The following is a 19988-nucleotide window of genomic DNA, read 5'->3' as shown; positions in this document are numbered from 1 at the left end:
CTCAGGCAAACGCGTTCTGGAACTTGTCGCAGGTATACTGCGGGTCCGGCTTGGATGAGCTGACCTGATAGACCTGCGACAGGTCCCGGCTGGAGCGCACGGTATAGGACGCAATCGACCTGATCGCCGTCTTGCCGACCAGCGATGCTGAAATCAGGGGCTGGTACTCGTACTGTAGCTCGACGAAAATCACTGCTTCGCCGTCCAGGGCATAGACCTTGCGGCCATTGGGTCCCATGCCGTCGTCCAGCACGTCGCCCTCGACGCCGTAGGTCGAAGAGACGTTGTAGGTGCCCATGCAGCGTTGCCAGTGGATGTACTGCCTGGCATCGCCGTTCACTTCCAGGCTGGAGACGATCACGCGCCCGTGATCGTAGAGGTCCATCCTGCCCCCCGCCTGGAGGGCTGCGCCCTCGAGCAGGTCGTTGATGTCGGCTTCGTAGATCTTGCGGTTCTCGAGCGTGGATATGTCGCCGATGCGCGAGGCATTATCGGCCACGTGTACCGCGAGCTGACCGACCTTCATCGTCGTGAGCGAGTAGTTGGCCAGCTCGACGCCCCACAGGCCGGCACCGAGGAAGAACGGCAGGATCAGCGCCGCCTCGGTGATGGCGACGCCCGATCTGTCCTTGCGCAGCCGGGAAAGGAGAGCGGTCAGGCGGATCATGGGCAATTGAGAACCTTCACTGTCTTTTCGGAGACATTGTAGGGCTGGTTGCGCAGCACCGTTCGCGAAGTCATCGCGTAGTCCGCGCTCATCCCGAAAATCGCGGTGACGGGGAAGGGACGCGGATAGGTGACTTTGACTTCGTAGAGAACGGCATCGCGGGCGCCGCCCGAGCCGGCCTTGCCCTGGTCGGCATCCCACACGCCATTGCCGTTGGCATCCTCGAATGGCTCGCCCGCGTCGCACATTCCGTCGTTGTTGACGTCGGTGAAGTCCTCGGGCTTGCCGACGTCGGAGAACGAGGCATAGGCCGTGCGCTTGAAGGTCAGCTGCGCCTGCGGGGCGATGTTGCGGACCATGTCGGTGACCCGGCCGTCGAGCGTCGAGGTCTTGCTAACGGATCCCTCGATCGTGGAATCGCGTGCGGCCTTCTGAATGGCACCTTCGAGCAGCGTCGCCGTGTAGACGTTGTAGCCGAGATCGAACAGGCCCATCATCGCCATCAGCAGAACAGGCGCGACCAGGGCGAACTCCACCGCACTGGCGCCGCTCTCATCGCCGATCGCCAAGAGGTTCGCACGCTCCATCATTTGATGATCCGCAGATCGCCCATCGACTTGGCGATCTTGTCGAAGGCCTTGCTGAGCTGCGAGGCGTCGTCGGCCTGGAACCAGTGTCCGTCTCCGGCGCAGTTCTTGAGCATGTCGGTCATCTGCGTGCCGAAGCCGATCACCCACACGGTGATGTTCTTCTTCTTCACTTCGTTGCACGCGAAGGTGAAGCGGTTCTCGACCGTCTGCGTAAGGGAGAACTTCGAACTGGAGGACCAGCGACGCTGGCTCAGCGGTTCCACGCCGTAGCTGGCATAGGACAGGTCGAGCGGAGCGGTTTCGCCGTCGGTCAGGAAAATGAGGTGCCGGGTGGTGGGGCTGCCGTTGATGTCCGCGTTCTCGTCCGCGAAAATTCCCGTCGGGGAAAGCAGCCGCCCGCCCCAGATCATGCCGATGTCATGATAGGTATTGCCCTCGGCCTTGAGGTTGTCGACGTAGCTGGCAATCTCGGTGCTCGTCATCGCGGCCAGCTTGTGGGCCGGGGAAGGGCATGCCGTGAGGCCGTAGTTGCTGGCCTGCATGTAGTTGTCGGTGGTCGTGACAGGGCTTTTCGACCAACTGCCGCCGGTGGGCTTCCATGCGCGCAGGAAGGAGATCTCGTGCAGTATCGGCTTCCACTGCGTATTCGGCTTGCTCGGGTCGGGCACGAGATCGATGTCGAGGTCGAGTGCCTTTGACAGGTCGACGTTTGCATAGTCGGTGATCTGGTAGGTGGCGCGTTCTTCGATACAGCCCTTGAAGGTGGCCGACATGTAATCCGGGTACGGCGTCGGGTCGCCCATCATGCGCACCCAGACGGAACCGCCGACATAGGGCTTGTCCGGGTCGCTATCCTTGAAGCCGCTGACATCGATCGTGACGGGCTTGTACTGCCACTTGTAGACCTGCTTCGTCTCCGTGCCGTTCTGTTGCTTGAGCGTGCGGTAGACATAGTTGCTGTAGCTGGTTCCGGTCACGGTCACACCGGGATCCGCATTTGCGCAGCTATACGTGGTACCATTGACCCGCGTGTCCCAGACCTCGTAGCCGGACCCGGAGCCGTAAGCGATCATTTCCCACGTCGCGGTATCGCCGGGGCACGTGCTTGCCGAGTAACTCGCCAGCGTGGTCTTGGCGCCGCTCATGTACGTGTAGGTGTACTTGTACTTGGTGACGGTTTCGACTTTGCCCGTATCCACGGAGACCCGGCCTTCGTAGTCCCAGCCGTCAGCCATCCAGCGCGACTTGAGCAGATAGCCGACGTTGACGTTCGCGGAGTAGGGCACGAAGCCGTAGCGAATCCGCACGCCGGGGCTCTTGCTCGCCTCGAGCTGGGTGTGAAAGTTCTTCACCACCTGCCGAAGCACGGCGATCTTGGGCTGGCTGTCGCCGCTATTGGTCTGGTTCATCGACCCGGTGGTGTCGAGCACCATCATCACGTCGGTGTTGGAGAAATTGAGCTTCGCCTCGCACTGGACGGCAACAGGAACGTTGTTCTTGCCGAACACCCGCATGATGGTCGTGGGGACGTTGGCAGAGGCTTTGCCCGAGATCGAGTAATCGGATTCCAGGGTCATCGTGAACGTGCGGTCGGTCGACCCGTATGCTCCGGACCGAAAATTGACGTTGAAGAAGCGGTTGCCCGCCAGGGACACTTCGTCGGGCACCGCGCCGGTGGTGACAACCTGCGAGCCCAGAGCCTTTCGCGCCGCCAGCACGCCGGCATCGCAAGCCTGCTGCAGCCGCGTCTCGGAAATATAGGTACGGCCCATGTCGATGCCGCCGCCCACCAGAGCGAGCAGGGGGGCAATCGCCGCCGCAACAATCATGAAGGTGTTGCCGGCTCGGTCGCGCAGCAGCCGCTGCACGATTGCAAAACCCAGCATACGCCCATTGCCTCTATTCGTCATGCCGGGTCAATTTCCGCGTTGATCGACGATTGCATTTAAACGGGGGCGCGTAAGGGATCGGCAAAAAGACATGGTTAACAGCTGCCAAATCCGGCGCTTCGGATAAGTGCGCGGCTTCTTGTTCTGCGTTCCCAACATCGCGAAACCGCCGTGTTCGGCGCCGTCTCGACTGAATCCGTGGCAAAGCAATTTGGTAAACGGCGCGAAGGAGAGGCCGCTACGCTTGCGTGGCGTGAACAGACATCTAGAGAGGCTGCCGTGCCCGAGATTCCCTCATCCGCCGGCGAACAGCACCCGTCCGCACCCGAGGACGTGCTTGTGCAGTCGCTGCCGGCCATTTCCCGGCTTGCCTTGGCATATGCGCCTGGAGAGGCAAGGATGCCGACGCTTGCCCTCCTTGCCCTCGATGCCCGGCTGGCAGGACTTCTCCGTAATTCGCGCGAACCGATGCTCGCGCAGCTGCGGCTTTCGTGGTGGCGCGAGACACTGGCGCGCGAGGCGGAGGAATGGCCCGAAGGCGAACCGCTGCTTTCGGCGTTGCGAAGTTGGTCCGGAACCCACGGATCGTTGACTGTTCTGGTGGATGGCTGGGAAGCCCTCACGGGTCCAGCGCCCTTGCCGGTCGAAGGGCTGGAGGCCATGATCGAGGGGCGGGCAGAGGCTTTTTCCGGCCTGGCCCGGGCATTATCGCGCGAGAAAGAGGCCGGGAAAGCTTACCGTCTCGGCCGGCGATGGGCTGCCGCCGATCTGGCGATGCGGCTCGGTCATCCGGAAGAGCGCGAGGCAGCCACCCGGCTCGCCACGCAGGCGCAAGGCCGGCCCGAACGGGTATCGCGATCCCTGCGGCCGCTCATGGTCCTGCACGGACTTGCGGATCGCCGCCTTGCAAAGGGAGACGAGGACGCGGCGCTGTCACCGGCAGCCATGTTGAAGGCGATGCGGCTCGGCCTGTTCGGCGTCTGAACATCCGCGGTGAAAGACTTGTAATTTTAAACCGGGTCGGGCCACGGCCTAGTCTCCCCTTGGCGAAAGGGAGATCCGCATGCACCGCTTCCTTCTCGGAGGCCTGGCGGCGCTGGTCATGGCCGGCGTGGGCCTGTTCTGGCTTCAGGGCCGCGCGGAAGTGGAGGCCGGGGCGCCACCGCCCGAGGTCGAGGCGGCTCCGACTCCCGATGTCCTGCCGAGTGCCGAGGTCGGCGATCTCGTCGGCCCCGAACCGCCGGTAGCGACTGAGCTAACGCGGGAGCAGCGCCGCTTCGGACGCTACGATCGCGACAGTGACGGCCGCATAACCCGGCACGAGATGCTGTCTACGCGCACCTCTGGATTTCACCGGCTCGACAAGGACGGGAACAACCTGCTCACCTTCGAGGAATGGGCGGTCACTACCGTCGACAAGTTCGACTATGCCGACGTCGATGACAACGACTGGCTTACGCCAGAGGAATTTGCCCGCACCGCGCCGCCGCGTCGCAAGCGCAAGCCGCGGTGCAACTGCTGATCAGGCTGCAGGAGCGAGGCTCTCCAGCCACCCGGAAATGTCCTGCTTGGCCCGGGCGGTATAGGCTTCCTTGCGCTGCTTCTTCTTGACCTCGTGCAGCGGCGGGAAAAGGCCGAAGTTGACGTTCATCGGCTGATAGCTTTCCGCCTCTGCATCGCCGGTGATGTGCGAGAGCAGGGCACCCATCGCCGTCGTACGCGGAGGTGCCGTCCATTCGCGGCCAGCGAGTTCGGCCGCTGTCATCAAGCCCGCCATCAGGCCCACCGCGGCGCTTTCCACGTATCCCTCGCAGCCGGTGATCTGGCCGGCGAAGCGCACATGGGCGGCGCTCTTGAGGCGCAGCTGCCGGTCGAGGAGCACAGGCGAGTTGAGGAACGTGTTGCGGTGCAGACCGCCCAGACGCGCAAACTCCGCCTTTTCCAGGCCGGGAATGGTGCGGAACAACCGCACCTGCTCGGCGTGTTTGAGTTTGGTCTGAAAACCAACCATGTTCCACAGCGTGCCCAGCTTGTTGTCCTGCCGCAGCTGCACCACGGCGTAAGGCCAGCGGCCGTTGGGGTGTTCGGGCGTAGCCCAATGGGGATTGTCCAGCCCGACCGGCTTCATCGGCCCGAAACGCAGGGTGTCGACGCCGCGTTCGGCCATGACCTCGATCGGCATGCAGCCGTCGAAATAGGGCGTGTTGGCTTCCCACTCCTTGAACGCGGTCTTTTCGCCGTCGAGCAGGCCCTGGTGAAAGGCGAGGTACTGCTCCCGCGTCATCGGGCAGTTGATGTAGTCCTTGGCCTCGCCTCTCAGTTTCGAAGGCTTGTCCCAGCGCGAGGCCATCCAGCACACGTCCATGTCGATTGTCTCGCGATAGACAATCGGGGCGATGGCATCGAAGAAGGCCAGACTCTCCGCGCCGGTTGCGCGGCCGATCGAGGCGGCGAGCGCTTCGGCTGTCAGCGGCCCGGTCGCGACAACGGTCGCACCGCTTTCGGGCAGGGCATCGACGCGTTCGCGAACGACCTGCAGGTTGGGCAGTTCGGACAGCCGCGCCTCGACCTCGGCCGAAAAGACGTCGCGGTCGACGGCAAGCGCCGATCCGGCAGGGACCTGTGCCTTCGCCGCGGCAGCCATGATCAGCGAATCGCAGCGGCGCATCTCGTGGTGAAGCAGTCCGACGGCATTCTTCTCATCGTCGTCGGAGCGAAAGGAATTGGAGCAGACGAGTTCGGCGAGCCCGTCGGTCTGGTGGGCCGGCGTGCGCTCTCCGCTGCCGCGCATTTCGGAAAGGCGCACGGCAAAGCCGCGCCGCGCGAGCTGCCAGGCGGCCTCGCTCCCGGCAAGGCCGCCGCCGATGATGTGGACGTCATGTGTCATGCGCGTGCGCCTAGCTTGTCTGATTGCTGCGGAAAAGAGGCGTCCTGTCGCCGGCAGCGCAAGACAGCGCGATGCAGCCGATGTCATAGGGGGAGGAGACCACGGAGCATTGGAGGGGTATCCATGCCGAAACGCGCCTTGATCGAACGTCGTCCCTGGTTGCTGGGGAGCATCGTGCTGGCACTGGCCTTTACGTGGCTCAGCTGGCTGCAGGATAGCCGCATTCCCGGAACGTACCTGCTTGCCGTCAAGTGCGCACCGTTTCTGCTGCTTTCGGCCTATGCTCTGTTGCGCCACCGCGGCACCGACACGCGGCTCTTGGCCACGATGCTGGTGCTACTGGGGATCGGCGCCGCCCTCAGCGACCTCTTCGTCTACGAAGGGACCGTGTTCATGATCGCCGGTTTCGCAATTGGCATCGGCCTGTTCCTCTTGCACCGCCGCCCTGGAACGACTGCCAGCCAGAAAGGTGCTGCCGTAGCGTTGCTGCTGCTGACACCGCTCATCTGTCAGGCGCTTGCGCGCCCGGAACTGCAGGCGGGCTGGGCGCCGGCGTTCTTCGGACTTGGCCTCGGCGGCATGGCAGCCAGCGCGTGGATGAGCAATTTCCCGCGCTACCGAGTTGGGCTGGGCGCAGTGATCGCCGTGGTGGCGAGCATGCTGGCGATCAGCGGCGCGGGGGCGCCAGACGGGCCGACATTAGGTGAATTGGTGGGATGGCCGCTATTCTACTTCGGACTCATGCTGCTTGCGACGGGCGTTACCGGCGAACTGAGAAATCGTGCAGGCAATGCAGCTTAGTGCGAGGGCAGATTCACTTTACCCGTCTCGTCCCGTTTAACCGGTGCGTGGTCGGTAACGGCCGACAGGGGGAGCGCCGCATAGAGATGCGGAAATAGCGCGCCGCCGCGCGATGCTTCCCATTTTACCGCATCGCCCAGCGCAGCAAGATCGACAGCGGCGATGTGCAGATCGTCCTGTTCCGCAAAGTGCTTGTCCAGCGTGCCCCGGACTTGTCTTGCGGTGGACATATGGATGTAGCCATCCGCAAGATCGACCGGTGCGCCGGAGAACGATCCGTCCGCGAGCAGTCTATCGAGCTGCTCGCGGGTCAGGATCTTGTACGCGACGCCGGGCCGATCGGCTTCGGTCATGCTCACCCTTCGCCTTCGGGCGCTTCCGGTTCTTCGGGCGCGGCAGGGGTATCGGTCACGGTCTCGTCGGCAAGGACTTCCGCAACTTCCTCTTCCGCTTCCTCGTCCAGGCGGACCGCGCTGACGACATGCTCGCCGTTGGAGACGTTGAACAGGCGCACACCTGCCGAGCCGCGGCCTATCACGCGCAGCGTTTCCAGCGGCAGTCGGATCAGCTTGGCCTGATCGGTGACCAGCATGAGTTGCTGGGACTGCGTTGCCGGGAAGCTCGCCACTACCGGGCCGTTGCGCGCGATGTTGTCGATGTTGGTGATGCCCTGGCCGCCGCGACCCGTGCGCCGGTATTCGTAAGCCGACGACATCTTGCCGTAGCCATTGGCACAGACCGTGAGGATGAACTGCTCGGCTTCAGCCAGTTCCGCCATGCGCTCGGCAGACAGGGCCGGTTCTCCTTCCCTTTCACCCTTCCAGGGAGCGAACTTGAGATAGGCTTCGCGTTCTTCCGGGGTCGTGCCGACCCGATGCAGGATCGACAGCGAGATGACCTTGTCGCCATCTTTCAACGTCATGCCGCGCACGCCGGTCGAGGTGCGACTGGTGAATTCGCGCACGTCATCGCCGGCGAACCGGATCGCCTTGCCCTGGCGGCTCGCCAGCAGGACATCGTCGGTGGCCTCCAGGAGCGCCACGCCGACGAGATGATCGTCGCTGCCCTCATCGAAGCGCATGGCGATCTTGCCGTTGCTGGGGATGTTGGCGAAGGCATCCATGGCGTTGCGGCGAACGCTGCCCTGCGCCGTGGCAAACACGACCGAGAGCTTGCTCCATTCCGCTTCGTCCTCGGGCAGGGCGAGCACGGTCTGGATCGTCTCGTCCTTGTCGAGTGCGGGCAGCAGGTTGACGATCGGCCTTCCGCGCGTGGAGGGTCCCCCTTCGGGCAGCTTGTAGACCTTGAGCCGGTAGACCTTGCCCGCGGTAGAGAAGAACAGGACCGGATTATGCGTGGAGGTGACGAACATCGTCGTCACGGCATCCTCGTCCTTGGTCGCCATGCCGGCACGGCCCTTGCCACCGCGGGCCTGGGCGCGGAACGTGGAGAGGGCGGTGCGCTTGATGTAGCCGTCCATGGTGACCGTCACCACCATGTCCTCGCGCTCGATCAGGTCTTCGTCCTCGATCCCGTCGAAAGCCGCGGTGATTTCGGAAACGCGCGGCGTGGCGTAGGCGTCGCGCACGGCCTGCAGTTCCTCGCGCATGACGCCATAGAGCTTCACGCGGTCAGCGAGGATCGAAAGATACTCCTCGATGGCGATTGCCAGTTCCTTGAGTTCGTCGCCGATCTCATCACGACCGAGCGCGGTCAGGCGGTGCAGGCGCAGGTCGAGGATGGCCTTCACCTGGACCTCGGACAACCGGTAGACACCGCCGCTCTCTTCGGCCGATGGCTCGATGGCCTCGACGAGCCGGATATACGGCGCGATCTCGCCGATCGGCCATTCCTTCGACAGCAGCTTCGCGCGGGCATCTGCCGGGTTCGAGGATCCGCGGATGATCGCCACGACCTCATCGAGGTTCGAAACGGCAACCACCAACCCCAGCAAGATGTGGGCCCGGTCGCGGGCCTTGTTCAGCTCGAACTTGGTGCGCCGGGTAATGACTTCCTCGCGGAAGTGGATGAAGGACTGGATAATGTCCCGCAGCGCGAGGATTTCCGGTCGTCCGCCGCGAATGGCGAGCATGTTGGCCGGGAAGTTCGACTGCGCCGGGGTGTTGCGCCAGAGCTGATTGAGCACGACTTCGGGCGAGGCATCGCGCTTGAGATCGATGACGACGCGAACGCCTTCGCGGTTGGATTCGTCGCGGATGTCGGAGACGCCCTCGATCCGCTTGTCCTTGGCGGCCTCGGCGATCTTCTCGACGAGGCCGGACTTGCCGACCTGATAGGGCATGGAGGTCAGGACGATAGAGCGGCGATCGCCCCGGCCTTCCTCGATCTCGTGGCGGCACCGCTGCACGATCGAGCCGCGGCCGGTCGTGTAAGCCGAACGCGAACCGCTCGAGCCCAGGATCAGCGGGGCTGTCGGAAAATCCGGGCCCGGAATGATCTCGAACAGCTCTTCCGAGGTGATCCCCGGGTTCTCCATCATCGCGAAGCAGCCGTCGATGACTTCGCCGAGGTTGTGCGGCGGGATGTTCGTGGCCATGCCGACCGCGATGCCGCCGGCGCCATTGACGAGCAGGTTCGGGAAGCGGGCAGGGAGGACGGAGGGTTCCTGTCGCGACCCGTCGTAGTTCTCGACGAAATCGACAGTGTCCTTGTCGAGGTCATCAAGCAGCGAGTTGGATACGCGGGCAAGGCGCGCTTCGGTGTAACGCATCGAGGCCGGCGGATCCGGGTCCATCGAGCCGAAGTTGCCCTGGCCGTCGATGAGCGGCAGGCGCATCGACCAGTCCTGGGTCATGCGCGCGAGGGCATCATAGATCGCGCTGTCGCCGTGCGGGTGGTAGTTACCCATGACGTCGCCGACGATCTTGGCCGACTTGCGATAGGGCCTTCCGGCGACGAAGCCGCCTTCCTGACTGGCGAAGAGGATGCGGCGGTGTACCGGCTTGAGGCCGTCGCGCACATCGGGAAGCGCGCGGCTCACGATCACGCTCATCGCGTAATCGAGATAGCTCGTCTTCATCTCGTCGACGATGTCGACGCGGGTGTACTCGCCTTCGGGGCCGGTGTGTTCGAGGATATCGGTGTCGTCGCTCACGCGGTTCTATCGCCAGGTTGTTGCGGAAAAGTGGTGATGGTCCGCCCTAGGACAAGCGATGGGCGAATGCCACAGCCGGTCGCGATATGAGGGCGCAGCCATCGGCTTTTTTCCACATTTATGGCTGCTGCGCGTCCGGCGGTCGCAGGCGATTCTGAACAAGTGCGGTGAATCGCATTCAATCAGCGTTCAGTGGCATACGACTAATCGGAGCGAGAGGTTGCAAACCGGGCAATTCGTCGTCAGTACCGGCGCCGACCCGGTTCCGGGTGCCCGCTTGCAGGCACTGTTTGTACTAAGTCTTGAGAGGAGTGGCCTTGATGGCTCGCAAATTGGTTGTTTCCCGTATCGCTCTCGCGCTCGCGCTTTCGACGGGCATGGCTGTGGCCGTGGCGCCGCCGGCCATGGCGAAGAAGAAGGAAAAGGCGGAGGCTCCGCAATTTTCCGAGGATTTCCGCAAGGCTGCGGGTCCCATCGAAAAGGCCATGACGGATGCGACCAAGAGCCTCCCTTCCGGGGCGGGTGAAAGCGACTATGCCGCCGCCAAGACCCAGATCGACACCGCACTGGGCGGCGATGGAAAGGCCGCCTTCGAGGCTGCCGTCCCGACCGCGACCACGCCGGACGACAAGCAGGCACTCGGCTCGCTGATGCGCAATTACGGCATTCTAGCCAAGGACCTGGCCTTCAAGCAGAAGGGCACGGTGCTGATGATCGACAGCGGCAAGCTGCCGGCCGACAAGGCTGGTGCCGTGTACTTCGATGCCGGTGTGACCGCCTACCAGCTGAAGGACTGGGCGACCGCCGCCAAGTATCTCAAGGCCGCCAAGGATGCCGGATATCAGGACCCGAACAACCAGCTCGACCTGGTTCTGGCCGATGCCTACAAGCGCAGCGGCAATACCGAAGCCGTGCTGCAGATGGCCAAGGATGACATCGCGGCAGCGCAGGCGCAGGGCGTCGCGCCCAGCGAAACGTCGCTGCGCAACGCGCTGCAGCAGACCTACAGCGCCAAGCAGGTCGGCCCGTCGGCCAAGTATGCCTCGCTGCTCGGTCAGTACTATCCGAACGCCTGGGACGTTGCGATTTCGGTCGTCGGCCAGATCGCCGCGCTGCCGCGCGAGCAGGATCTCGACCTCATGCGCCTGAAGTACCTGACCGGCGCGATGACGGACAAGCGCGACTACTTCACGTACATTGAGGACGTCGATCCGCGTGCCTATCCGGGCGAAGCGCTCAAGATCATCAACGACGGCCTTGCAAAGGGTGCGTTGACCAAGACCGAGATCGAAGCCGACAAGACCAATACCGAAGCCCGGGTCGGCAAGGACAAGGCCACGCTCCCCTCGATTGCCGCCGATGCTTCCAAGTCCGGAGCCGACCTCGGCACGGTCGTGGGCGCTGGCGACGTGTTCCTGAGCTACGACAAGCCGGCAGAAGCGGAAACCTTCTATGCCAAGGCGCTCGGCATGCCCGGGGTCGATGCCAACAAGGCCGCACTGCGCCTCGGCATCGCTCAGACCCTGCAGGGCAAGTACGACGAGGCCTTGCAGAACTTCGCCAAGGTCAGCGGATCGCGTGAGCCGGTCGCGGTGATGTGGACCGGCTACGCCAAGAGCAAGGCCGGCTCCTCGACGCCGCAGCAGGCCGCCCCGGTCGCACCGGCGGCACCCGCGACGAACTGATCGCGCCCACGCGGCAGTGTTTCACGAAAAAGAGGGCGGTGGGATCCCACCGCCCTTTTGTTTTTGTCGCCGCGGGACATCGGGTGTCTCGCGGTAGACATCGAGGGGCCTGCCCCTGTCAGGTCACCGGTTCGAATTCGCCGGTCTTGTCGTTCATCAGGTGCAGAATACCGTCGGAAATCGCAAAGAAGGCGCCGCGCAACCGCAACTCGCCATCGCGGACCTTGCGGCGGATGCAGGGGAAGGTCATCAGGTTGTCGAGGCTGACTTTGACGGCCGCGTGCTCCATGTGGACTTCGGCCTCGCGACCTTCGGTGCCATACCGGGCTGCGACGGGCGCGCGGGCTTCATCCAGCAGCGCGATCCAGTCGGCGATGAATCCGCCTTCGCCCCGCTCGGTGCCGTGGAGTTCCTGGGTCAGAGCCGCCTGGCAACCGCCGCACATGCCGTGGCCCATGACCACGATTTCCTTCACCTTGAGCACCTGAACTGCAAATTCCAGCGCCGCGGAAACGCCGTGCTGGCCCGGGGTGGTCTCGAACGGGGGCACCAGGGCAGCGACGTTGCGCACGACGAACATCTCTCCCGGTGCGGTGTCGAAGATCTGGGTGGGATCGACACGGCTGTCCGAGCAGGCGATGATCATCACTTCGGGCTGCTGGCCCTCACGCAGGTGTGCCCAGCGTTCGCGGTGGGGCGTCCAGCCAGTGTCCCGAAAACGACGGTACCCTTCAAAGAGATGTTCCAGCGCGTTGCTCGTCTCGGACATGCGGGGGCTCCGTGGTCTGACTGTGATCGTTCAAGCATCCCTTAGCCGGGATATTCGTACTGGCAAGGGGCTGCTCAAGCGACTATCTGGGCCCCATGAACGATCTTTCGACCGCACCGAGCCCCGAGAGCAGACCCGAACGGCAACGCAAGCCCGACTGGATTCGGGTCAAGGCACCCACCACCAAGGGTTACAGCGAAACGCGCAAGCTCATGCGCGGCCTCAAGCTCAACACCGTTTGCGAGGAGGCCGCCTGTCCCAACATCGGCGAATGCTGGACCAAGAAGCACGCCACGGTCATGATCCTGGGCGACACCTGCACGCGGGCCTGCGCGTTCTGCAACGTGAAGACCGGCATGCCGGGACGGGTCGACCAGGACGAGCCGGCCCATGTCGCCGAAGCTGCCGCGAAGATGGGGCTGGAACACATCGTCATCACCTCGGTGGACCGCGATGACTTGCCGGACGGCGGCGCCGCGCAGTTCGTGAAAGTCATCGAGGAACTGCGCCGCACCACGCCTTCGACGACAATCGAGATCCTGACCCCGGACTTCCGCGGCAAGATGCAGGCGGCCATCGAGGCAATCGTCGCCGCGCGGCCGGACGTCTACAACCACAACCTAGAGACGGTACCCCGCCTTTACCCGACCATCCGGCCGGGCGCGCGCTACTATGCTTCGCTGCGCCTGTTGGAAGAGGTGAAACGGCACGATCCGTCGATCTTCACCAAGTCGGGGATCATGCTCGGGCTGGGCGAAGAGCGCCTCGAGGTCCATCAGGTCATGGATGACATGCGTTGTGCCGATATCGATTTCCTGACGATGGGACAGTATCTGCGCCCGACGCCAAAGCATGCGGAAGTCAAGGAATTCGTCACGCCGCAAGCCTTCGATGCCTATGGCGCGATTGCCCGGGCAAAGGGCTTTCTGCAGGTCGCCTCCACCCCGCTCACCCGCTCGAGCTACCACGCAGGTGAGGATTTCGCGGAAATGCGTGCCGCGCGTGAGGCCCGGCTGGCGAGGGGACAGCGTTGATGTCTCCCGGTGTACATGCACATAGCTTGATGACCGCTACCAGGGCCTGAACATGCCGGGAATCCACGAAGTCCACCGGTTGCCCTACAGCGCCGAGCAGATGTTCGACCTGGTGGCCGACGTTGGCCGCTATCAGGAGTTTTTGCCCTGGGTGGTCGCCACGCGGGTCAAGTCGGACAATGGCAGCGAGATGATCGCCGACATGCTGGTCGGCTTCAAGGCGCTGCGTGAAAAGTTCACGTCGCGGGTCGAGAAGGTCCGGCCGCGGGAAATCAATGTCCATTACGTCGATGGGCCGATGCGCGATCTCGACAACAAGTGGATCTTCCACCCGGTCAGTGATACGTCATGCGACGTCGAGTTCGACGTGCGCTTTACGTTTCGAAATGCGCTGTTCGAAAAGCTTGCCGGCCAGTATTTCGACAAGGCCTTTCGCAAGATGGTCTCGGCTTTCGAGGCGCGGGCGGAGGATCTCTACGGCGCGCCGCAGGATAGCTGAGTGGCATAGGTTACGTTTAGTTACCATCGAGGGTTGCAATTATAAACCACCGTCTGCCGCATGGGTTGGACGGGTTGCAAAAGGTAACGATCATCGTGCGCTGAAGTTACCAAATGTAATCTTAGTGGCGGAATAGCTTGTTATCTCGGGCTTTTATCCCGCAGCGGGAAGCAGCATTTCCAGAGCGATCAAGGCTGCCTGATGGCGGATTTCCGCACGGCTGGCGCCTTCGATGACCTTCTGTTCTGCGTTCACTTCCTCGTCGCCCCGGATGGCGAGGGCGAATACCACGGTTCCGACCGGTTTCATGTCCGTACCGCCCTCAGGCCCGGCAATGCCGCTTACGGCGACGGCGACGTCCGCGCTGCTGTGCCGGATCGCGCCCTGGGCCATCGCCCAGGCGGTAGCCGGCGAAACCGCGCCGAAGGCGTCGAGAATGTCGGACTGAACGTCCAGCAGTTCCTGCTTGGAATCGTTCGAATAGGTCACGAATCCTCGGTCGAGCACCGCCGACGAGCCGGGAATTTCCGTCAAAGCCGCGCAGACGAGGCCGCCTGTGCAGCTCTCGGCGAGCGCTACGGTGCGGCCTGCGGCTTTGTTCTCGACGATGACCCGTTCAGCCAGCGTTACGAGGTCTTGGGGAAAGAAAACTGTCTTGGCCATGGAGGTCCTCGAAAAGTCAGTTCTTGCACAGGGCGATCTTGCCCAGTTTCGGTTCGGCTTCACTCGCCACTTCCATCGTCAGCGCAATCAGGCCGGCCGTGTTTTCCGGAGGTAGCGGAGACAACAGATCGATGGCGAGGTCCAACTCGTCGCAGGTTTTCAATGCGATCCGTTGCGATACGAACCCTTCCACGAATGTATTCGCCAGCTGCTGTGTCGTTTCGTCCGGCAGGCTGCGCACCGTATCGGCGGCATCGGTGCCCAGCGCCTTGAGAAATGCGGGCTTTGCCTTGGGCCAGTATCTTGCCTTCTGGACCGAGTAACGGGCGGCCAATTCGCCGCCGTGGCGCCGAAGGAAGGCGTCGGCAGGCAGGACCTGTGCACATCGCTTGGATGTTCCCTCGATCGCTTGCGGAAGCGCGTAGGCCAGAAGAGACGTCGCCTCCGTGCGCGTCAGGCAAATGGGCTCGGCGGCACTTGCAAGGCCCGGGGCGGCGGAGAGCAGGGCGGCGATGGCGGTGGCAATACGTTTCATGAGTTTGATCCTAGGTCCTGGCCAGACTGACCACAGCCTGGGCGGCAATGCCCTCCTGTCGGCCTGTAAAACCCAGTTTCTCCGTCGTGGTTGCCTTTACGCTGATCGCCGATACGTCGACATGCAGGATTTCGGCCAGTCTTGCCCGCATGGCTTCGCGGTACGGGCCGATCTTCGGCGCCTCGCATATGATGGTCACGTCGGCATTGCCAAGCGCGTATCCGGCTTCGCGAACCAGCGTCCCGGCATGGGACAGGAACTGGTGCGAAGCCGCGCCCTTCCAACTGGGATCGCTTGGCGGAAAATGCTGCCCGATATCACCCGCGCCAATCGCGCCGAGCAGGGCATCGACGAGGGCATGAATGGCCACGTCGGCGTCACTGTGTCCCGCCAGGCCGTGGGTGTGCTCGATCCGGACACCGGCGAGCCACAATTCCTCACCTTCGGCCAACCGGTGGACATCATATCCTGTCCCGACCCGGACAGCCGGACGGCTCTCGGCGAAATCGGATGCAAATGTCAGTTTGTGCAGGGCTTCATCCCCTTCGACCATGGCCACGTCGATGCCCCATGCCTGTGCGACCTGCGCATCGTCGCCGGCCGTTGCTTCCCCGGTCCAGCCCTGATGGGCCGCGAGAATGTCTGCAAAGCGAAAAGCCTGGGGTGTCTGGACCCTGCGCAGATCCTCCCGGTGCGCCGGCGCTCCCATGAGGTCGGACGGTTGCGCCTCCTTGGCATGGGCAAGGCTGTCGACCACCGGCAGGACAGGGATCGCTGCGTTGTGGTCAGCCAGGGCGTCTATCAGCCTGGCGATGACGGGAGCAGGCAATATGGGGCGGGCGGCATCATGGATCACTACGAGATCGGGAGCGGCGCTCGCAAGGACTTCGAGGCCGAGACGAACGGACTCCTGCCGCGATTTGCCGCCACCGGTGAATCGAACGCCCGGGATGTCGCGCAAGGCTTCGCGCGCAATCGGCCCCGCTCCCCGGGGAATGACCACGACGATCGGGGCGATGCCGGCAGCGGCGAGGGCTTCCACCGAGTGCCTGACCACCGGTTTCCCACGCCAGTTGGCGAACTGCTTGGGCAGGGGCTGGCCGGCGCGCAGTCCCTGACCGGCCGCGACGACGACCGCGCCCACCTTGGGAGCGCTTTCCTGGCTTGAGGCCTGTGCTGATACCGGACGCGACATTGTCGCCGCCGGTAATCGCTTGCCGGGACAAGGGCAATCCACTATGCGCTGCCTGTTTTTTAGGCAGTATTGCAAACGGTATGACATCTTTGCCCACACCCCCGGCTCTCAAGCCCATCCAGGTCGGTCCCGTCAGGATCGACTGTCCGGTCGTGCTCGCGCCGATGACGGGGGTTTCCGACCTTCCGTTCCGCAAGATGGTGCGCAGTTTCGGATCCGGGCTCAACGTCACGGAAATGATTGCCAGCCCGGCAGCGATCCGCGAGACGCGCGTGTCGATCCAGAAGGCGATGTGGGACCAGATCGAGGATCCGGTTTCCATGCAGCTCGTCGGGTGCGAACCCGAGCAGATGGCCGAGGCAGCCAAGCTCGTCGAGGATCGCGGCGCTGCCATCATCGACATCAACATGGGTTGCCCCGTGCGCAAGGTGGTGAACGGCGACGCCGGTTCGGCGCTGATGCGCGACGTTCCGCTTGCGACAAGGCTGATCGAAGCGACAGTGAAGGCGGTCAAGGTCCCCGTTACCGTCAAGATGCGGATGGGCTGGTGCCACGAAAGCCTCAATGCCCCCGAGCTCGCGCGCATCGCCGAGGACCTGGGCGCGCAGATGATCACCGTGCATGGCCGTACCCGCAACCAGATGTACAAGGGCGAGGCCGACTGGAAGTTCGTTCGCGGCGTCAAGGACGCCGTGTCGATCCCGGTCATCGTCAATGGCGATATCTGCGGGATCGACGATGCCGCCGCCGCTCTCGAGCAATCGGGAGCCGATGGCCTGATGATCGGCCGTGGGGCCTATGGGAAACCGTGGGTCCTGTCGCAGGTCATGCACTGGTGGCGCACTGGCGGAACCATGGCCGATCCCGATTTCGGCGAGCAGTACGAGATCATTCGCGAGCATTACGAGGCGATGCTTTCGCACTACGGTCGCGAGACCGGTGTGAAGATGGCGCGCAAGCACCTTGGCTGGTACGTGAAGGGGATCCGAGGCTCGGCCGAGTTCCGCAACCGGGTCAACTTCATGGACGACGCTGGCGAGGTCCTTCGCGCGCTTGCGGAGTTCTATGCCCCCTACCGGTCTGCCGGTGGACAGTTGCGAGCCGCATGAGTCTCGCGCTCATGACGACGCTGCCCGAAGCGAACCGGGTTCTGGCCAGTCTTCCGCATGCCGTGGTGCTACTGGAGCCCGGACTTCTCATCGCATCGGTAAATCCTGCCGGAGAGCAGTTCTTCGGGCAGTCGTTGCGGCGGCTCGTCGGGAGCAAGCTTGGCGATGTGCTGGTATTTCCCGACAAGCGGCTGTTCGAACGTCTGCATGACTACGAGACGCCCGTCTCCGCGCGAGAGATCGTCGTCACGCTCAGGGGCAAGGGCGCCCGCAGGATCGACATCAATGTCGCGCCTGTCGCGGATACGACGGGCTGGCAGATCCTCACGATCCACGACCACAGCGCCGCCGAGGCGCTGGGCGACGATTCGGGGGGCGTAGACAATGCCGTGGTACGCGGGCCGGAGATCATGGCCCACGAAATCAAGAATCCCCTGGCCGGTATTCGTGGCGCCGCCCAGTTGCTGGCGCGCAAGATCGAGGCTCGCGACCGGCCGCTGACCGATCTCATCACCTCCGAAGTCGATCGGATCGCCAACCTCATCGAGCAGATGCAGAAGCTGAGCGGCCGGACTGCCCCGCCCGTGGAGCCGTGCAATCTGCATGAAGCTGCGCGCCGTGCCGTGGACATCATCAAGGCCGCAGACGGCGAGGGCGTCGCAGAGGGGCAGCGCAGTTACCGGCTTGTCGAAGAGTTCGACCCGTCCTTGCCGCCGGTTCTGGGCAGTCTCGACGGACTGGTGCAGGTGATTATCAACCTGCTTTCCAATGCCGTCGAGGCCAGCCAGGAAGCGCAGGAACCGCGCGTGACGATCCGCACGCGCTTTGCGAGCGGGCTGCAGTTGCACACCACGGATTCCGGCACACCGGTGCGCCTGCCCGTGGAACTGCGTGTCAGCGACAATGGCCCGGGGATCGATCCGGCCATGCGCGATCACATCTTTGAACCTTTCGTCACCACCAAGAAGTCGGGGCAGGGGTTGGGCCTGCCACTGGTGCGCAAGCTCGTGCGCGACATGAACGGCCGCATCACGCACGAACGCGACGAAGCAGCCGGGCTCACGCACTTTCGCGTCCACTTGCCGCTGGCACTGGAAACGCAACGCCGGGCGCCGCGGAGGAAGCCGGCATGAGCGTCCTGCTGGTCGAAGACGACATGTCGATCGCCATCGTCATCACCGCGGCACTGGAAGACGAGGGCTTTTCGGTGACCCATTGCGACACGATCGCCGAACGCGATCGTCTCCTGGGCGAAAGAGGCTACGAGGCGCTGGTGACCGACGTGATGCTGCCCGATGGCGACGGGATCGAAACGATCGACCGCGCCCGCGCGCTGCATCCCGACATGCCGATCGTGATCCTGTCGGCACAGAACACGCTCGACACCGCCGTCCGTGCGACCGACACCGGTGCTTTCGAATACTTTCCCAAGCCCTTCGACATCGACGAGCTTGCCCGGACGGTACGCCAGGCCGCGGGCAATGCGCAGGGCAAGGTTTCGCGCGGTGACGAGCCGCTGGGCGACGGGTTGCCGCTGGTAGGCCGAAGTCCGGCGATGCAAACGGTCTTCCGCATGATCACGCGCGTACTGCGCAACGATCTGACCGTCCTGATCCTGGGCGAGTCCGGTACGGGCAAGGAACTCGTGGCCGAGGCAATCCATCAGCTCGGCAACCGGCGCAACGGTCCCTTCATTGCCGTCAATACCGCCGCCATTCCGGCTGAATTGATCGAGAGCGAACTGTTCGGGCACGAGAAGGGGGCTTTCACCGGTGCAGTGGCCCGCCATGTCGGGAAGTTCGAACAGGCGGCCGGCGGCACCTTGTTTCTCGATGAAATCGGCGACATGCCGATGCAGGCGCAAACCCGTCTTCTGCGCGCCTTGCAGTCCGGTACGGTGCGTCGTGTCGGCGGGCGAGAGGAGATTCGCCTCGATACGCGCATCATTGCGGCCACCAACAAGGACCTGGAGCCCGAGATCGCTGCAGGACGCTTCCGCGAGGACCTCTACTATCGTCTGAACGTAGTGCCGATCCACATGCCGCCGCTGCGCGACCGTAGCGACGACATCGAGGTTCTGGCGCGCCATTTCCTGCAGCATGCCGCCAACGAGGGGCTGCCTCGTCGTCAGCTTACTCCGGAGGCCGCCGAGCTCCTGAGCCGGCAGCCATGGCGGGGAAACGTTCGCGAACTCAAGAACTTCATCTATCGCCTGGCGCTCCTCGCGCGCGAGGACACGATCGACGTCGACAGCGTCGTTCCCTTGCTGGCCCAGGAACCTGTCGGCACTCAGCAAGCCGGTGTTCAGGAGGGCGGTGACATTGCCAGTGCCATATCGCACTGGTTGTCGGTCGAGCGTCCCGCCAGCGGTACCATCTACGAGCGCGCGATGGCTGCCGTCGAACGTCCGCTGTTTGCCGAAGTGCTGCGCGACACGGGCGGCAATCAGCTTCGCGCCGCACAGGCGCTGGGCATAAACCGCAACACCTTGCGCAAGCGATTGAGCGAGCTGGCTCTCGACCCGGAGGAATTCGCTCGTCGATCGTGACG

19 protein-coding genes are annotated in these 19988 nt (G+C 63.6%); 9 read left to right on the top strand and 10 right to left on the bottom strand.

Features of this window, described 5'->3' with window-relative positions:
* Position 1 precedes the first annotated feature (1 nt).
* From LK12_RS11950 to LK12_RS11940, 3 genes are read right to left on the bottom strand one after another with little or no spacing between them, the layout of a single operon-like run.
* Positions 2-667, bottom strand: coding sequence for a TadE/TadG family type IV pilus assembly protein (locus LK12_RS11950; protein ID WP_052223352.1), 666 nt, complete (start codon positions 665-667; stop codon positions 2-4).
* Positions 664-1254 (bottom strand): TadE/TadG family type IV pilus assembly protein, encoded by a 591-nt coding sequence (locus tag LK12_RS11945; protein WP_052223351.1) that lies wholly within the window; start codon positions 1252-1254, stop codon positions 664-666. Before LK12_RS11945 ends, LK12_RS11950 begins: the two co-directional genes overlap by 4 nt.
* The gene (locus LK12_RS11940; protein ID WP_082010470.1) at positions 1254-3167 is read right to left on the bottom strand and encodes a TadE/TadG family type IV pilus assembly protein; all 1914 of its coding nucleotides are present in this window, start codon (positions 3165-3167) and stop codon (positions 1254-1256) included. The genes LK12_RS11945 and LK12_RS11940 overlap by 1 nt, the downstream gene beginning before the upstream one ends.
* Before the next feature lie 258 nt (positions 3168-3425).
* On the opposite strand from LK12_RS11940, the gene LK12_RS11935 reads away from it, so the two are divergent.
* Together LK12_RS11935 and LK12_RS11930 are read left to right on the top strand one after the other, a co-directional pair.
* Complete coding sequence (locus LK12_RS11935; RefSeq protein WP_231568334.1) at positions 3426-4130, top strand: squalene/phytoene synthase family protein; 705 nt, start codon at positions 3426-3428, stop codon at positions 4128-4130.
* Between the two features lie 79 nt (positions 4131-4209).
* Positions 4210-4668, top strand: coding sequence for an EF-hand domain-containing protein (locus LK12_RS11930; protein ID WP_039283903.1), 459 nt, complete (start codon positions 4210-4212; stop codon positions 4666-4668).
* On the opposite strand, the gene trmFO is transcribed toward LK12_RS11930, so the two are convergent.
* Entirely contained in the window at positions 4669-6033 is a 1365-nt protein-coding gene (trmFO, locus tag LK12_RS11925) for a methylenetetrahydrofolate--tRNA-(uracil(54)-C(5))-methyltransferase (FADH(2)-oxidizing) TrmFO (RefSeq protein ID WP_039283901.1), read from the bottom strand. It abuts the gene before it with no gap.
* A gap of 123 nt (positions 6034-6156) precedes the next feature.
* On the opposite strand from trmFO, the gene LK12_RS11920 reads away from it, so the two are divergent.
* Positions 6157-6834 (top strand): hypothetical protein, encoded by a 678-nt coding sequence (locus tag LK12_RS11920; protein WP_039283899.1) that lies wholly within the window; start codon positions 6157-6159, stop codon positions 6832-6834.
* On the opposite strand, the gene LK12_RS11915 is transcribed toward LK12_RS11920, so the two are convergent.
* Positions 6831-7187 (bottom strand): DUF952 domain-containing protein, encoded by a 357-nt coding sequence (locus tag LK12_RS11915; protein WP_039283896.1) that lies wholly within the window; start codon positions 7185-7187, stop codon positions 6831-6833. The genes LK12_RS11920 and LK12_RS11915 overlap by 4 nt on opposite strands.
* A gap of 2 nt (positions 7188-7189) precedes the next feature.
* A complete protein-coding gene (gene gyrA / locus LK12_RS11910) occupies positions 7190-9949 on the bottom strand; it encodes a DNA gyrase subunit A (RefSeq protein WP_039283894.1) in 2760 nt (919 codons plus the stop codon).
* Positions 9950-10269: 320 nt separating this feature from the next.
* On the opposite strand from gyrA, the gene LK12_RS11905 reads away from it, so the two are divergent.
* Positions 10270-11634, top strand: a complete 1365-nt coding sequence (locus LK12_RS11905; RefSeq protein ID WP_039283891.1) for a hypothetical protein — start codon at positions 10270-10272, stop codon at positions 11632-11634.
* 118 nt (positions 11635-11752) lie between these two features.
* Here the strand turns inward: LK12_RS11905 and LK12_RS11900 are convergent, their stop codons facing one another.
* Complete coding sequence (locus LK12_RS11900) at positions 11753-12403, bottom strand: carbonic anhydrase (RefSeq protein ID WP_039283888.1); 651 nt, start codon at positions 12401-12403, stop codon at positions 11753-11755.
* 95 nt (positions 12404-12498) lie between these two features.
* Here LK12_RS11900 and lipA point away from each other — a divergent pair, with 95 nt between their 5' ends.
* A complete protein-coding gene (gene lipA / locus LK12_RS11895; RefSeq protein WP_039283885.1) occupies positions 12499-13437 on the top strand; it encodes a lipoyl synthase in 939 nt (312 codons plus the stop codon).
* 52 nt (positions 13438-13489) lie between these two features.
* Positions 13490-13936 (top strand): type II toxin-antitoxin system RatA family toxin, encoded by a 447-nt coding sequence (locus tag LK12_RS11890; protein ID WP_039283882.1) that lies wholly within the window; start codon positions 13490-13492, stop codon positions 13934-13936.
* Positions 13937-14089: 153 nt separating this feature from the next.
* On the opposite strand, the gene LK12_RS11885 is transcribed toward LK12_RS11890, so the two are convergent.
* Genes LK12_RS11885 through LK12_RS11875 form a run of 3 tightly spaced genes read right to left on the bottom strand, consistent with a single transcriptional unit; the run spans position 14090 to position 16329 of the window.
* A complete protein-coding gene (locus tag LK12_RS11885) occupies positions 14090-14599 on the bottom strand; it encodes a CinA family protein (RefSeq protein WP_039283879.1) in 510 nt (169 codons plus the stop codon).
* 16 nt (positions 14600-14615) lie between these two features.
* A complete protein-coding gene (locus LK12_RS11880) occupies positions 14616-15134 on the bottom strand; it encodes a hypothetical protein (RefSeq protein WP_039283876.1) in 519 nt (172 codons plus the stop codon).
* A 10-nt stretch (positions 15135-15144) separates the two neighbouring features.
* A complete protein-coding gene (locus tag LK12_RS11875; RefSeq protein WP_052223350.1) occupies positions 15145-16329 on the bottom strand; it encodes a bifunctional 2-C-methyl-D-erythritol 4-phosphate cytidylyltransferase/2-C-methyl-D-erythritol 2,4-cyclodiphosphate synthase in 1185 nt (394 codons plus the stop codon).
* Between the two features lie 80 nt (positions 16330-16409).
* Between LK12_RS11875 and dusB the strand changes: the two genes are divergently transcribed.
* The 3 genes from dusB to ntrC are packed head-to-tail and all read left to right on the top strand — an operon-like array spanning position 16410 to position 19986.
* A complete protein-coding gene (dusB, locus tag LK12_RS11870; RefSeq protein ID WP_039283873.1) occupies positions 16410-17438 on the top strand; it encodes a tRNA dihydrouridine synthase DusB in 1029 nt (342 codons plus the stop codon).
* Entirely contained in the window at positions 17435-18571 is a 1137-nt protein-coding gene (locus LK12_RS11865; protein WP_039283871.1) for a two-component system sensor histidine kinase NtrB, read from the top strand. Before dusB ends, LK12_RS11865 begins: the two co-directional genes overlap by 4 nt.
* Positions 18568-19986 carry a nitrogen regulation protein NR(I) gene (ntrC, locus tag LK12_RS11860; RefSeq protein WP_039283868.1) on the top strand — a complete coding sequence of 473 codons (1419 nt, stop codon included), beginning with the start codon at positions 18568-18570 and terminating at the stop codon, positions 19984-19986. The genes LK12_RS11865 and ntrC overlap by 4 nt, the downstream gene beginning before the upstream one ends.
* Positions 19987-19988: the final 2 nt, after the last annotated feature.

Origin of the sequence: Novosphingobium malaysiense, assembly GCF_000802225.1 — a bacterium.
GTDB lineage: Bacteria > Pseudomonadota > Alphaproteobacteria > Sphingomonadales > Sphingomonadaceae > Novosphingobium > Novosphingobium malaysiense.
Note: the sequence above shows the minus strand (reverse complement) of the source record. Positions and strands in the feature narration are given on the sequence as shown.